Consider the following 15,209-nt stretch of genomic DNA (forward strand, 5'->3'; position numbering starts at 1 on the left):
AAGGTGCTCCGGTCAAACCTACCGAGGCACCTTTTTTATAACTGTTTTTCAATTATTCTTCTGAGAAACTTTTACCGGTTTCTTTTAAATCTTCAAGGTCGTCCACATTAAAATCGCCATAAAAAGAAACGACCAGGGCATTCCCGTTCGGATTATTGTTTCGAATAAAAATATGGCATTCCGAATATTTACTTCTTTTTCCCAAAAGCCAGATTTCAGTATTTGAATCAGCTTCTTCATCTTCGTATTTGCGATACTTTGAAGAAAGCATGGACACTGCTTTTGAAATAAATGCATCTCCAGTCCATTCTCCCTTTTCAGGATTATAGGTCATAAACCGAACCTGTTTTAAATCGCCACTTACATTTTGCTCATCACCCTCATCCCCCAGATCGATGTTAAAGGCGTCGCTCAGATTTTTGGTAAACGTAAAACTTGTTACACCATCTGTATCAGCGAACGAATCGTACATCTTATCGGCCTTGCTTTGTGCGGCAGTCAAAAGTGTTGACAATAAAAGTCCGAGAATAAAAAAAAGTGTAGTTAATGTTTTCATTTCGGTATCAATGTTTGATTATGCGAATTACAAAAACTCGCCCCGAGGTATCAGCGCGAGTTTTTTCTATTGAATTATCGGATTACTGTACTCCTTCAGTTTCTTTTAACGTCAGGCCTTCCGGCTTCATTTCCCAGAACTTGCCAATCATGTCTTTGTCCCAGGTATTGGTCGTATTTTCAATGTCGTGAATAATCTCCTGCATTCCTTCGCCCAGGTAGATGGTCTTTCCTTCGGGCACTTTCACAGTGATGTAAACTTCCTGATTTCTCCATTTATCACCTTCTCCAAGGAAAAAGTAAGGATCAAAAACGATGGTTGAATCGGTTGCGGTATAATTGTACACCACACTTTGGCTGTTTTCTTTGGCCTGATCTCTTGAACTACCGCGGGAAACACTTTTTACGGTTATCACAAATTCATCAGAACCTGAACGTACCACATCCAACTGCGGTTCTCCCACAAATACTTCTTCACCGTTTACCACATACACATTGAAACCTTCGATATCTGCATCGAGCTTGGTGTAGTCTTCGTACTTGTTATCCGCAATATTCAGATAAAGTGTCCGGCACGAGTCGCAATCAACCACCTGACTTGTTGTTATAGACGAGCGGTCTTTGAAATGTTTTAGCTGGGTGGCTGAAACCGACAGTAAAACAATAAGTGCAACAAACCAGGCTCCGATCATCGACAGCACAATGGCCGCATTGTTTGATTTAAAGCGAAAAACCATTTTCACTCCTACAAAAAGCAACGCCAGTAAGGGTATCCCGATTAAAAGACCAAGCAAAACCATTCCGAATGAAACGATGCCCGGCTCAACAAAATAATTCATAATATCGGGCACATAAACTTCAGGACTCCAGATCAACGGCCAGCTCGAAACAAAAGAATGGCCGATCACCATCGATGAAATCAATCCGAGCAACCCAAAGAACCCCGAGATAATCAGAATAACTCCAATAACTATTACAAACACCTTTAAAATGACCTTGAATACGTTATAAACCACGTCTCCGGCACCTTCTACCGATCTTTTTCCTTTTGAATAGGTATCCGATTCTTTAAACTTCTTGTAACTCTCTTTTACTTCCTTTACTTCCTCTTTTATCGATTTTTCAATGTTTTTCACCGTAGCCTCCTGGCCTCTCATTTCCAGCCGTTGAGCAGTATTGGTAGCTTTGGGCACCGCAATCCATAAGATAATGTAGGCCGGAAGCGCCACCCCTGAAGTAGCGATGAACAGGACCACAAAAATGATTCTCAAAATCACCGGATCCATGTTAAAATAGGCTCCCATACCGCCGCAAACACCACCCAGCACCCGATGCTCGGGATCGCGATACAGGCGACGTTTACGTTTGGCTTCGTAAGCAGTAGATTCATCTTCGCCTTCTTCTTCAGCAAAATCCTCGGGAGTACCCATGGTCTGAATGACTTCATTTACCCACTCCAGCGTAATTACATTTTTATCGTTATCAGACTTTGCACTAAAGATCTCTGCAATTCGGGCCTCGATGTCGGCAAGAATTTCTTTTCCTTCTTCATCGGCTCCAAAATGATTTTTCAGATTGATCAGATATTTCTGCAGCACTTCGTACGCATCATCTTCGATGTGAAAAATCGTCCCGCTTATATTAATTGTGAATGTCTTCTTCATCTTGTTTTTTGTTTGAAATTATCCGGTAATGATTAAGCTTTTTTGGTTTTTATCGTTTCAATGGCGTTGACCAGTTCGCTCCACGAATCCCCCAGTTCGGTCATTAAACTACGCCCCGAATCCGTTAATTCGTAATACTTTCTTGGTGGTCCCTGTGTTGATTCTTCCCAGCGATATGCCAGTAAACCGGCATTTTTCAAGCGGGTAAGCAGGGGATACAACGTTCCTTCCACCACAATCATTTTGGCTTCCTTCAGCGCCTCAATAATATCACTGGCGTATAATGGTTTTCCATCAAGGACGAGTAAAATACAGTACTCCAGTACCCCCTTCCTCATCTGTGCTTTTGTGTTTTCTAACTTCATTACGTGTCCCTCGTTAAATGATCCTTTGTTGTTAATCTCTCTCAGCTCTGTTTCATCTCTTCACTAAATGCCCCATACTGCTTCAGATGTCATCCAGTCTTCCAACTCAAGCGCCTTTTCGGCAGGTTCGAACAAGTTTTCATCCATCATCCATGGTTCCAGTTCCAACGGAGTGTCGGTGGCTGTTTCGATGCTGAATGTAGCCGTCGAAAACCGGGAATCGTCTGTCATCCAACTTTCCACCTCCAGTTCCGGTTCAAGTTCTGTGGCAAATTGAAAGAAACCTGCATTTTCGTGATTTGCTTCTCCTTTGCTGTAGTCAGCGTCTGCCATTGCCAATGCAATGTCGCCAAAACTACTGTTGGCCAATAATCTTTTCCAGAATTCCTGTGCGCTTACTGTGTAGCTAATCAGTACAAGGCTTACAATTACTGCTCCTGTCCTCAATACTGCTTTCTGAACATTGTTTCTTGTTTTCATGGTGATCTGTTTTTAGTTTTCTGTTAATTGTTTCTTGTTTTCATGGCCTGTTTTCAGGCTTTTCTGCTTCTTGTTTTCTGTTGTTAAGACGATGTCTTTTTCTTTCCGTTACACTGTGCAAAGAACTTTTTTTAAAAAACTACTAAGTTTTACACTGTTATTTGCATTACAAATATATGTCTTTTTTATGGTACCATGCAACACATAGTACCATAATTTTAATAAAATATTTGACCACATCTACACATAACACTCTATATCAGCTATTTAATTACACATAAGCCGTTAAATAAAATTTGAAAATTTGGATGTGATTTTTCAATACTTAACAATAATGTGTAGCCGGGCTTATCCCAAACTTGAGAAAACCGGCTCACTCACCTGTTGAAAACATCTTTATAACATGTTAACAACTATGTTAATTTTTTTAACAACTATATCTGTGATCATTTGTTTTTGAGTGCGATTAATAGCATTTTTATTCGCACAATGGTTTGTACTGAAGGGAAGAAGACTCAATAAATAATTTAACTTCTGGTTAGCATAAAGTTCACAAAGAAAGGTTTCCTTTGCGCTGTTGTTGAAAGACTGAATAACAGGAAAGAACAAGAAATAAAAACACACTGTTATTGACATGAATTTTGGTTATTTAGAAATAAAGCAAATACCCCATTGGAAAACTCTGCCAACGCCATTGTCATACTTCAAATACTCACATGCAATAACTCAATATTAAAAAACATTTATATTAATCCAAATCAAAAGTTTTATGAAAAGAATTAGAATTTTTGTCGGTGTGATATTGTTTATTACAATTATCATATCACAAGTTCATGCACAGGTAACCACATCCAGTATGAGTGGACGTATTACCGATGCAGATGGAGCTGTAATTGGTGCAACCGTGATTGCAACACACACCCCTTCCGGGACGACTTATGGCACTGTAACCAACATAGAAGGCCGGTTTAACCTAAACGGTATGCGTGTAGGCGGACCTTATTCTGTAATCGTTACTTTCATTGGATATGGTGCATACACACAAAACAACATTACGCTGAGTTTAGGTGAAAACTATGTAATGAATGCTGTACTCTCAGAACAGTTATTCACGTTAGATGAAGTTGTTGCAACGGCAACCCGCACAAGGTTCTCGAATGAGAAAACCGGAGCAGTAACCAATATAACCAATGACCAGATCGATAATTTGCCTACTGTAAACCGGAGCATTATGAACATTACCCGCCTTTCTCCGTATGGAGGTAATGGTATGAGCTTTGCCGGCACAGATGGTCGTACGGCCAACTTTACTGTGGATGGAGCTAATTTCAACAACAACTTCGGGTTGAGTGATGCGCTTCCCGGCGGAGGCAATCCAATCTCGATTGAAGCGATTGAAGAATTGCAGGTTGTAATCGCTCCATATGATGTTCGTCAAACCAACTTTATTGGAGGCGGTGTAAACGCTATTACAAAATCCGGTACAAATACCTTCAAAGCCAGCGCTTATACATACCACAGAAATGAAAACATGCGCGGCGATGCAGTCAGAAATCAACAAATCGAGGGAGCCCGAGATAAAGACCGTAATACCACCTACGGTTTCACTTTAGGTGGTCCGATTATCAAAAACAAATTGTTCTTCTTCGTAAACGCTGAAAAGGAGAAAACACCAACCATAGTCAACCGCTGGAAAGCTTCAACTGATGGTGTGGCTGATCCGGACAATTACATTTCACGCACAACAGAAAGCGATCTTAAGACGGTTTCCGATTTTGTGAGAAGTAAATATGGATATGAAACAGGATCTTACACCAATTTCCCGGCAGATGAAAGCAACAAAAAGCTTCTTGCCCGTATCGATTGGAATATCACAGACAAACATCGTTTAGCATTACGATATAACTACACGAAAAACGTTTCATGGAGATCTCCGAATGCTTCTTCTATGGATGGTGGTACTCGTATGTCTGAGGCAAGAATGTCACAGGCCTCCATGTCATATGCCAACTCGATGTATTCGATGGACAACCTTGTTCACTCCTTCTCTTTTGACTTAAATAGTCGTTTATCGGAAAACATCTCTAACCAATTCCTGGCAACATTCTCGAAACTTGACGATATCCGCGGAACAAGCTCTGCTGAATTTCCTTTTATCGACATTCTGAAAGACGACCAGGCATACCTCTCTTTGGGTTACGAGCTTTTTACCTGGAACAACGGTGTTCACAACAATGTCTGGAACATTAAAGATGAGATCTCCTATTATTTAGGTAATCATAAAATTGTTGGCGGTATTGCTTACGAATATAAAATGGCCGATAATGCTTATATGCGTAATGGTACAGGTTACTATCGCTACACAAGTCTTGATGCCTTTTTAAACGAAGAAGCTCCTGAAATTGTAAACCTGACCTATGGTTATGACGAAGAAAGCAATCCAGCCGCGCGTGTAACAACAAACAAAATTGGAGTATATGCCCAGGACGACTGGAGTATTAACGAAAGACTCAAGCTTTCGTATGGTCTTCGCCTTGATGCACTTTTCTTTAACAACAGCGACCTGATGACCAATCAAGCCATCAAGGAACTTGATTATTCTGGTCGCAGTATTGATACAGGCGAGTGGCCTTCTACCAATATTATCTTCTCTCCCCGTGTTGGTTTTGTATGGGATGCTTCCGGCGACAAGAGCTTGAAAGTTCGTGGTGGTACCGGTCTTTTCTCGGGTAACTTACCGCTGGTATTCTTCACCAATATGCCAACCAACGGCGGAATGGTACAATATCAGGCACAAATAAATGCTTCGAACGCAGCAAAAAAAGGTTTCACAATGGATGAATTTGCCGGCGGACTTGTAACTGATGCCAACGGAAAAGCCAACATTACTGCACTTTATGACAAGTTAATCTCATTGGGATATCCTTCAACTATTTCACCCGAAGATGGAACAGTTCCTTCTGCTATTGCAGCTGTAGATCCAGATTTCAAAATGCCGCAAGTATGGAAAACGTCACTTGCTGTTGACTATGCATTCCCAACATCTTTCCCATTCTCTGCAACAATTGAAGGAATCTACAACAAAACCATCAACGGTGTTTCAATTTCTGACTGGAGTATTCCATCGGCAGGTGGTTTCGCCCGTTTTAACGGAGTTGACAACCGTCCAATTTACCCTGATGGTTATCGTACCGGCACAAAGGCATTTGTATTGGAAAACACAAGCCGTGGTTATGGCTGGTCTGGCAACATCACTCTTAATGCCAAACCTGCAGAATGGATCAGCTTAATGGCCGCTTATACACATACCGTTGCCAAAGATGTAACAGGCATGCCGGGATCTAATGCAGAATCTGCATTTACCTACGTTCCTACAGTGGAAGGTCCTAACCACATTAAATTACATAATTCTCAATACAACACTCCCGATCGTTTGGTGGCATCGATTACTGCCCACGACAAGAGCGGTAACCACTATGGCATTATCTATGAAGGATGGCGCGGTGGAGCCAACTACTCCTATATGACGGTTAACGACATTAATGGTGACGGTTATAACTACGATGCAATCTATGTTCCAACTGATGATGAAGTGACAAACGGCGACTTCCGCTTTGTTTCAACTGACGATCAAACTCGTTTTATGGACTATGTGCATGCCGATGATTATTTGAAAAATCAACAAGGCAAGTATGCAGAAGCCTATAGCGTTTACTCTCCATGGGTACACCGCGTCGACTTCAGCTACAAACATGATTTTGCGCTTAAAGCAGGTAATAACGGACACAAACTGCAACTTAGCCTGGATATCAAAAACGTGATGAACTTCTTCAACTCTAACTGGGGTGTGGCTAAATATTTGAACCCGGAAATTGGTTCGGAAGCCCGTATCCTCAAATACGAAGGTGTTGATGCTGACGGTGTAGCTACATTCTCTACACCCGCCTCAATCCATGGCAATACCAAAACATTTACGCCAAGCTACTCAATTGGTCAATGTTGGTATGCATCAATCGGTATCAAGTATATTTTCAACTAATAAAAAAGAATAGATAATATGAAATTAAAATATTTATTCCCGATATTCATCGCAATACTTGCCTTAATGACAAGTTGTGACGATGAAGAAACCATGACTTTACTTCCAGAGATTCAAGTATCGTCGTCGTTCGTCACTCTCCCCCAGGGCGGAGGTTCTACATCCATCAACGTAACAGCTAAAGCCAGCTGGACGGCAGAGAAAGTAACTACCGAGAAAGATGCCGTTGAGTGGTTAACAATCTCTTCAACTACCGGCGAGGCAGGCGAGACAGAGATTAGCTTTTCTGCTCCATCTGCCATTGATGGTCGTACTGCAGAGGTTCTGCTTAACTGCGGAGGCGCAACTCAGAGAATTAACATCATGCAAGGTTTGGCACAGATTTCCGAAGCTACTGTTGCTGAGGCTAAAGCTGCTCCCGACGGGAAAACTCTCCGTATAACAGGGGTTTGTACGAAAATTACCAACACACTTTATGGCAACTGGTATTTAACTGACGAAACAGGAGAATTGTATATCTATGGTACTCTTGACAAGAAGGGTGTAGACAAAAACTTCCTGAGTCTGGGTCTTGAAGTGGGAGATGAAGTAACCATTGAAGGTCCAAAAGGTTCTTATAAAGGAGACCCACAAATGGTAAATGTAATGGTGATCCAAATCAACAAATCACTGGTGAAAGTTGATTCGGTACAAAACGCAACGCTTCCTGTCGATGGTGGTGAATTTATTGCATACCTTACCTGCAAAGGACAAGGCGTATCGGTAGAAATTCCTAATGATGCCAAATCCTGGTTATCCATTTCATCTATCCAGTCAGCAGGAAACAATACTGTTGTGAAATTCAAAGCCGAAGCGAATGCCGAAGGAGATCGTGAAACGACGCTCACCTTCAGCACTACCGATGGAAGCAAAACCTATACAACACAAACAACGCTGAGCCAGGCAGGAGCGATTGTAGATGCAACCATTGCAGAATTCCTGGCTGCAGAAGTTGGTGACAGACAATATCGTTTAAAAGGTATTATTACCAATATTTCCGATGCTACATCCGGCAAGTTAAACCTGAGAGATTTCTCAGGCGAAACCTATGTTTATAAAATTCAGGATTTTGCCACAAAAGGGTTAAAAGAAGGTGATATTATCACAATTGTTGGAAAACGTGCTGCCTATAATGGATCTCCTCAGGTAAGTGGTGCAGTGTTGGAGAGCGTTATTTCCCACGTAATTCCCGCTACCGTTACAGAGGCGCTGACTAAACCTGACGATGCCAATACTTACTATATGGTAACCGGTGAAATTACTTCAATTGCCAGCGAAACATATGGTAATCTTTATTTGAGTGACGGTACCAGTGAAATCTACGTATATGGCTGTTATCCGGGCTATGGAGCAACCGGTAATGACAGAAAAGGTTTGATTGCTGCCAAAGGTCTGAAAGTAGGTGATACACTAACAATAATTGCACCGAAGATTACCTACACAAATGCAACAACAGGAGTATCAACAATTGAACTTTCACCCAGTTTCTATTTCAGCCACGTAAGTGCAAATTAAATGAACTATTCTTCCATTATTAAATAATGGAGTAAATAAAGAAAGCCGCCTCGTGCGGCTTTTTTATTTTGATTCCACTAATTTTACCTCTTATTTTTAAAACCGAATAAAATAAATTTCTGTTATTTGTCCTGAAAATCTCTCAAAATAAAGAAAATGCACTATTCAATAAGTTGGAAAAAATCAGTTGTTTTCACGTTTTTGATCTGCCTGAACGGAATTCTCCTGGCCCAGCCAATGGGGTATTATAATGGAACGGAAAACCTCTCGGGTGAACAGTTAAAGTCAGCTTTGCATGAAATCATCAACGACCATGTGGACTTTTCGTATGCACGAGTACGAGACATCATTAATTACTCCGATGCTGATCCCAACAATCCCAACAACGTGATACTGTTCTATTCGCAAGTTTCCAGAAATGCCAGTAATTACGGAACCGGTGGCGACTACATTAACCGTGAACACGTTTGGGCCAAATCACATGGCGATTTCGAAGATATACGATCGATGAATGGCGACGCGCTAAATCTTCGCCCGGCTGATGCATCGGTAAACGAGGATCGGAGTAACCTGGATTTTGACAACGTTCAACCCAACGGAACCCGACACCCCGAAGCCACCGATTGCTGGTACTCTGCTGAAGCCTGGGAACCCGGCCCCTTAACCAAAGGACAAGTGGCGCGCATCTTGTTTTACATGGCCACGCGTTACGAAGCTGATGGCGATGAAATTGATCTGGAACTAGCAGACCAGCTTAACACCTACCCCCTGCCCAAATTCGGAAAATTGTCCACCCTCATTAAATGGAACAACGACTACCCTCCCTCCGATTTCGAGCGCAGGAGAAATGAACGCATTTTCCGCATTCAGCAAAACCGTAACCCGTTTGTCGATCATCCCGAATTTGTTGATCTTATTTGGGGCAACGGCGAACCCGCAACAACGAGCATTAACGAATTAAATATGCAGCCCGAAAAACCTCTTCCGGGCGAAAATGTAACCATTTCCTGTCGTGTTTCATCCAACACTACTCCCGACAGCGTTATGCTGTACTGGGGGCCAAACTACAATTCTGCCGAACAGTCTGTTCGCTTAAATAAAACCGACAACCTCTATAGCACTACGATTCAAATCAACGAGCTGCCGGACGAAATGATCTACTTTACAATCAAAGCCCGCTCAGGTGCAGATTCAGCCATTATGAGGGGTAGTTACCTCATCCCCGAAATAATTCAGGCTGAAAACATCACCCCGATAAAAACCGTTCAGGGAACAGGTAATAACAGTCCCTTGACGAATCAAACGGTTACTATTTCAGGAAGAATAACGGCCAACTTTGATTATTCGTTCTACATGCAGGATAGCAAAAGCCCGAGAAACGGAATTAATGTGTACAACACTTTATTCACCGGAAACGTAGGCGACAGTGTGGTGATACGCGGAAAAGTAGCGGAGTACTCAACCCTTACCGAAATTTTGGATGTAGAGTACTTTTACAATTTTGGAAATAAACAGGAAGTTAAACCGGTTACAATTACCTGCTCTCAAATTGGAGAAGATTACGAAGGAGTGCTGGTGCAGTTAAAAAATGTTTCCTTTACAAATGCGGGACAGCTTATTTCCGAAGGCAATAACACCTATAGTTTTTCTGACGAAACGGGCCAGTCGGTCTTGTTTTCAGCCTCTAACTCCCGCCTTATCGGGAAAAAACTGCCATCCAGCGAAAATAACATCGTTGGTGTAATTTCGCAATACAACGGAGTATATCAGCTATTAGCCCGCGACATTACTGACTTAAGTATTGTTACGGGAATTTTTGATGTTCGCGAAAACAAAGAACAGGTAACGGTTTACCCGAATCCGGCACAGAATATTCTTCATATTTCTGATGCTTCAGGCCTGAAATACATTCGCATTTTCACCACACAAGGTTCTCTGGTTCTCGGGAAAGAGTTGAATTCGAATCAGGTTGATGTCAGTTCGTTAAATCCGGGAATTTACCTCATTCAATTTGAAACAACAAAAGGGAAAAACGCCTTTGCCAAATTCAGCAAACAATAAACTCCTGTAGTTTACTAATTTTAAATTTGTGGGGATAAGAATTCATTTATAATAAACCAGACCCGATATCGTAATGTTATTTTTAATGAATTATTACTTTTGCGGTCTTTTAAAGGAATTCTAAAAGGGAAATGATGGAACAGACAAGCATCAATAACATGTTGGAAGAAAAGGGGTTCATCGACGAAGCGATTGATCCGGCGATTAAACTGGTAGAAGAAATTAACCGGTTGAAAAGGGAAAAGAACGCGGTGATCCTGAGTCATTTTTATGTGGATGGCCCTTTACAGGACGTTGCCGACTATGTAGGCGACAGCCTCGGACTGGCACAGGCGGCAGCCGAAACCGATGCCGAAATGATCGTTTTTGTGGGCGTTCATTTTATGGCCGAAACTGCCAAGATCATCAATCCTTCCAAAAAAGTTATTCTTCCCGATCTGAAAGCAAGCTGCTCGCTGGCAGAATCGGCCCCTGCCGACAAGTTTGCCGCATTTAAAGCTCAATATCCCGACCATAAAGTGGTGACCTATATTAACGCTACAGCGGCCCTTAAAACGATGTCTGACATTGTTTGTACTTCGGCCAACGCAGCAAAAATTGTAGAAAGCTTCCCGAAAGACCAAAAGCTGATTTTTGCCCCCGATAAAAACCTGGGGAACTACATCAACAGCATTACCGGCCGCGATATGGTGCTTTGGGACGGCGCCTGTATGGTTCACGAACAATATTCGGTAGAACGAATTATAGAGCTGATGGAACAGCACCCCGATGCTGAATTTATCGCGCATCCCGAATGTGAAAAACCGGTTCTGTTACTGGCCAAACACATCGGCTCAACCACTGCTTTGTTAAACTATGTACAGAAAAGCGCTGCCAAAAAATTTATTGTAGCTACCGAAAGCGGCATCCTGCACCAAATGACCAAGGCCTGCCCCGATAAGATCTTTATTCCGGCGCCTTCGGCCGATTCAACCTGCGCCTGCAACGACTGTTCGTACATGAAGCTGAACAGCCTGCAAAAGCTGTACATCTGTTTGAAACACGAACTACCGGAGGTTACACTTCCCGCAGATGTAATTGAACAAGCCAGGATACCGATTCAGCGGATGCTTGAAATCTCGAAGTAGTCAGATTTCTGCGGCTTCCGTTTTCATCGCGCTAAAAGAATTAATAAAAGAAGCTTTGCTTTTTGCCGTGCTTTTTAAGGCTTCGGTATTCCCAGGGCTGCATTTTTACCGAAGCCCTGAAAACTGTGAAAAACTGCTTTGTGAAAAGCCCATTATCTTTCCAATTTCCTTGAAATTTAGAGCGGTTTGCGCCACCAGGTCGCAAGCCACCAGCCGCAGGTATTCGTTAACCCAGCTGTGAACACTCATACCGGTCAGGCAACGGATGGCTCCGTCGAAATGACGAAATTCAGCCCCCATCCTCCGGGCATATTCTTTCGCGTCAACCTTTCCATACCTGCGTACCATATCGGCAAACACATCGACGTAATTATTTCCGCTGGGCTTGTTTTCCCGAATCACACCGGCCAGTTTCAGAGCGCCGGGGTTCGCATTAAGGTTCTCTGTCAACCCTGCGTATACATGTTCGGGTAAAATGGGTGTGTAACTGATTGCGGGCATCACTTTGTTTTTTATAAAAATAGCAACAATCGGGTCAATTTACATACTACTGATCGTTAAAATTAAATTCCAAGCATTTTGCGAAAAAGTCCTGATAGGACTTCCGACTCTATCCCGAGCGTTTAGGAGAAGCACTCATTTACACACTATACCAAAGACTAACGCATTACGAGTTGTATTCCTACGAATATCTTCAAAGGTTTAACTGCCGTCTTTCATTCAAACTAATGCACGGAAAAGGGATTGGTGAATTTTATTCGCCATTGTTCCTGACGCGTTTAAAAACCACGTCTCCCCTCGTAATCTCCTCATCATCCCGCTTATTCTTTATGAAAATATGGTTTTTGATAAAACATTTAAACCAATATTTTATCAAAATATACATTCTCCTAAAGTTTAGAAAGCTTTATTCGGGGAAAAACTCCCGGGGGAAGCCATGTACGAACTAAAACTTTAGGAAACTATTCATTTCGATAAAAAATCGCAGTCATATCTTTATGAAAATGTGGATTTTCATAAAAAATACAAACACAGAAACAATGCCGGCGACTACTGGCAAGGTATTCTCTTCTGTTGAAAGAAAGACCTCAGTCCAGAGGGCTTCTTCCGGTTGCTTTGAGAACTATTTCTGCGCCGTGTGGTTCATCGTGGAATCGGCTGCCTCTATCAGGTTTTGCACCAGCAAATCCTGCCGCGAAATTTCGATGGCACGCAACAGGGTTTTGTCAATTTTCTGAATGATCGGATAAAAGCCCGTATCCCCAATAATATTTCGGGCAATGTATGCTTTCAACTGTGTATTGATGATTATTCCCGATTCTTTCAAGCCGGCTGCATCCTTCTGAACGCCCTTTTCCTGCGCGTATTTCACGAAATCGTCGATGGCATGGTGTTTCTCCAGGTAAACGTCAAATTCGTCGGCATTTTTAAATTCTGAAAGTTCTGCGCGATGCTGATCGGCGTACATGTAGGCAAACGAGTAAATCAGCCCGCGGCGGTACAGTTTGCTGTAGTATTCCGAATTGCCCGTGGTATCGACCGGCACAAAAAAGTCGGGCATAATTCCACCGCCGCCATACACAATACGACCGCCTTTGGTGGTGTATTTCAGCGAATCGTTAAAATGAATACTGTCGGCCACCAGCTGCTCCATGTTGTGGAAGCGCTCGTAAATATGGTTGTAATATTCTTCGTTCCCGTCTTCGTATGGACTTTGAATGCAACGCCCGCTTGGCGTGTAAAACCGGGCTATGGTTAGGCGCAGCGCCGAACCGTCGTTTAACGGAATCTGTTCCTGAACCAGGCCTTTCCCGAACGAACGGCGCCCGATAACAATCCCGCGGTCGTTATCCTGAAGTGCACCGGCAAAAATTTCGCTGGCCGAAGCCGAAAACTCGTCGATCATCACATACAATTCTACTTCGCCAAAAGAGCCTTTGCCCGAGGCGTTGTAGGTTTTCCGGGGTTGATTTTTACCTTCGGTGTACAACATCGCATCGCCTTTGTTTAATACCTCATCCAGCATTTGCAGCACGCCCATCAGCGAGCCTCCTGGATTTCCGCGCAAGTCGATAATCACACGTTTGGCCCCTTCGTTATTCAGTTGGGTCATTCCCTCAACAAACTCTTTGTAGGTGGTGTTGGCAAAGCGGCTTATTTTTATGAATCCGGTTTCGGGATCGATCATATAGGTAACCTCCACACTAAAAAGCGGGATGTCTCCACGGGTAATTTCAAAATCAAGCTGATCGTCTTCGCCTTTCCGCAGGACGCCAACGCGCACTTTCGAATTTTTCTCGCCGCGAAGCAAATGAAGAATATCGTTACTTTCCTTCCCTACGCCAGCAATCAGCGAATCATTCACGGTAACAATGCGGTCGCCGGGTTGAATCCCGACCTGGCTCGACGGGCCTCCCGAAATCACCTCAATCACGCGTACGGTATCTTCCATCAACGAAAACTGGATGCCGATTCCCGAAAAATTGCCCTGCATCTCTTCGGTTACCTCCTGCATGTTGCTTGCCGGAATATAGGTGGTGTGCGGATCGAGCTTTTTTAGGATCTCGGGAATGGTTTCTTCCACAATTTCGCCGGTGTTCACACTGTCAACATAACCATGATCGATCAAATCGAGGATGGTGGAAATTTTATTGGGCTGACTCATGGCCAAACCACTAAATCCGCTGTTTGAATTGGTCTTCAGCATGTTTCCCATCAGCATGCCGATGGCGATGGAAATAGCGATTAAAATGGGGATCAGTATGACTATTTTCTTATTCATTGTTTCTGTTTTCCGGTTTGATACTAAAGGAGCAAAACAAACTAACTATCGACTTGTTCGACCTCGATACCTGCTCTTTTCAGCAAGTTAATTCCATCTTCGAGGCGATAACTCTCCGTAAAAACTACGCGCTTAATTCCGGCCTGAATGATCAATTTTGAACATTCGAGGCAAGGGGAAGAAGTGACATACAATGTTGCTCCATCGCTGCTGTTGCCCGATTTTGCCACTTTGGTAATGGCATTGGCTTCGGCGTGCAGCACGTAGGGTTTGGTTTTATTATCCTCGTCTTCGCAAACATTCTCAAAGCCCGCTGGCGTACCATTGTAACCGTCTGATATAATCATCTTGTCTTTGACGATCAGCGCGCCCACCTGGCGGCGTTTGCAGTATGAATTTTGCGACCAGATGTCGGCCATTTTCAGGTACCGCTGATCGAGCAATTGTTGTTTATTATCCTTAGCCATAGTTGCGTAATCTTCTAAATTGGTAGCGTTTTTCTATCCCGATTACAAAAGTAACATTGATTTTAGAATAACGGTCTTAATATAACAGCCTGAGCCCTTCGGGGTTTGATTTTAA

General features: G+C 42.8%; 11 protein-coding genes. 4 read left to right on the forward strand and 7 right to left on the reverse strand.

What is annotated here, in order from left to right; translation table 11 throughout:
• Nucleotides 1–52: 52 nt before the first annotated feature.
• From MR764_RS17625 to MR764_RS17640, 4 genes are all read right to left on the reverse strand, one after another.
• Nucleotides 53–556 (reverse strand): DUF4252 domain-containing protein, encoded by a 504-nt coding sequence (locus MR764_RS17625; protein ID WP_247980771.1) that lies wholly within the window; start codon nt 554–556, stop codon nt 53–55.
• Between the two features lie 82 nt (nt 557–638).
• Complete coding sequence (locus MR764_RS17630; RefSeq protein WP_247980772.1) at nt 639–2,219, reverse strand: PspC domain-containing protein; 1,581 nt, start codon at nt 2,217–2,219, stop codon at nt 639–641.
• 32 nt (nt 2,220–2,251) lie between these two features.
• Nucleotides 2,252–2,584, reverse strand: a complete 333-nt coding sequence (locus MR764_RS17635; protein WP_247980773.1) for a PadR family transcriptional regulator — start codon at nt 2,582–2,584, stop codon at nt 2,252–2,254.
• 63 nt (nt 2,585–2,647) lie between these two features.
• Nucleotides 2,648–3,064, reverse strand: coding sequence for a hypothetical protein (locus MR764_RS17640; protein WP_247980774.1), 417 nt, complete (start codon nt 3,062–3,064; stop codon nt 2,648–2,650).
• A gap of 769 nt (nt 3,065–3,833) precedes the next feature.
• Here MR764_RS17640 and MR764_RS17645 point away from each other — a divergent pair.
• The 4 genes from MR764_RS17645 to nadA all read left to right on the forward strand — a co-directional run bounded on the left by MR764_RS17645 (nt 3,834) and on the right by nadA (nt 11,845).
• Complete coding sequence (locus tag MR764_RS17645; RefSeq protein WP_247980775.1) at nt 3,834–7,103, forward strand: carboxypeptidase regulatory-like domain-containing protein; 3,270 nt, start codon at nt 3,834–3,836, stop codon at nt 7,101–7,103.
• Nucleotides 7,104–7,121: 18 nt separating this feature from the next.
• Nucleotides 7,122–8,657: a BACON domain-containing carbohydrate-binding protein gene (locus MR764_RS17650; protein ID WP_247980776.1), complete on the forward strand. Its 1,536-nt coding sequence runs from the start codon at nt 7,122–7,124 to the stop codon at nt 8,655–8,657.
• A gap of 156 nt (nt 8,658–8,813) precedes the next feature.
• Nucleotides 8,814–10,718 (forward strand): endonuclease, encoded by a 1,905-nt coding sequence (locus tag MR764_RS17655; RefSeq protein WP_247980777.1) that lies wholly within the window; start codon nt 8,814–8,816, stop codon nt 10,716–10,718.
• 134 nt (nt 10,719–10,852) lie between these two features.
• Nucleotides 10,853–11,845, forward strand: coding sequence for a quinolinate synthase NadA (gene nadA / locus MR764_RS17660; RefSeq protein ID WP_247980778.1), 993 nt, complete (start codon nt 10,853–10,855; stop codon nt 11,843–11,845).
• Between the two features lie 105 nt (nt 11,846–11,950).
• Here nadA and MR764_RS17665 read toward each other — a convergent pair whose 3' ends face one another.
• The 3 genes from MR764_RS17665 to MR764_RS17675 all read right to left on the reverse strand — a co-directional run bounded on the left by MR764_RS17665 (nt 11,951) and on the right by MR764_RS17675 (nt 15,094).
• The gene (locus tag MR764_RS17665; RefSeq protein ID WP_247980779.1) at nt 11,951–12,346 is read right to left on the reverse strand and encodes a hypothetical protein; all 396 of its coding nucleotides are present in this window, start codon (nt 12,344–12,346) and stop codon (nt 11,951–11,953) included.
• A 622-nt stretch (nt 12,347–12,968) separates the two neighbouring features.
• Nucleotides 12,969–14,627: a S41 family peptidase gene (locus tag MR764_RS17670; protein ID WP_247980780.1), complete on the reverse strand. Its 1,659-nt coding sequence runs from the start codon at nt 14,625–14,627 to the stop codon at nt 12,969–12,971.
• Nucleotides 14,628–14,668: 41 nt separating this feature from the next.
• Complete coding sequence (locus MR764_RS17675) at nt 14,669–15,094, reverse strand: dCMP deaminase family protein (protein WP_247980781.1); 426 nt, start codon at nt 15,092–15,094, stop codon at nt 14,669–14,671.
• Nucleotides 15,095–15,209 lie beyond the last annotated feature (115 nt).

The organism is Maribellus sp. YY47, assembly GCF_023111095.1.
GTDB lineage: Bacteria > Bacteroidota > Bacteroidia > Bacteroidales > Prolixibacteraceae > Draconibacterium.

Bases quoted from the DNA above. Each gene is read 5' to 3' on its own strand.
- MR764_RS17625 (WP_247980771.1), bottom strand. From the start codon at position 556: ATGAAAACATTAACTACACTTTTTTTTATTCTCGGACTTTTATTGTCA.
- MR764_RS17630 (WP_247980772.1), bottom strand. From the start codon at position 2,219: ATGAAGAAGACATTCACAATTAATATAAGCGGGACGATTTTTCACATC.
- MR764_RS17635 (WP_247980773.1), bottom strand. From the start codon at position 2,584: ATGAAGTTAGAAAACACAAAAGCACAGATGAGGAAGGGGGTACTGGAG.
- MR764_RS17640 (WP_247980774.1), bottom strand. From the start codon at position 3,064: ATGAAAACAAGAAACAATGTTCAGAAAGCAGTATTGAGGACAGGAGCA.
- MR764_RS17645 (WP_247980775.1), top strand. From the start codon at position 3,834: ATGAAAAGAATTAGAATTTTTGTCGGTGTGATATTGTTTATTACAATT.
- MR764_RS17650 (WP_247980776.1), top strand. From the start codon at position 7,122: ATGAAATTAAAATATTTATTCCCGATATTCATCGCAATACTTGCCTTA.
- MR764_RS17655 (WP_247980777.1), top strand. From the start codon at position 8,814: ATGCACTATTCAATAAGTTGGAAAAAATCAGTTGTTTTCACGTTTTTG.
- nadA (WP_247980778.1), top strand. From the start codon at position 10,853: ATGGAACAGACAAGCATCAATAACATGTTGGAAGAAAAGGGGTTCATC.
- MR764_RS17665 (WP_247980779.1), bottom strand. From the start codon at position 12,346: ATGCCCGCAATCAGTTACACACCCATTTTACCCGAACATGTATACGCA.
- MR764_RS17670 (WP_247980780.1), bottom strand. From the start codon at position 14,627: ATGAATAAGAAAATAGTCATACTGATCCCCATTTTAATCGCTATTTCC.
- MR764_RS17675 (WP_247980781.1), bottom strand. From the start codon at position 15,094: ATGGCTAAGGATAATAAACAACAATTGCTCGATCAGCGGTACCTGAAA.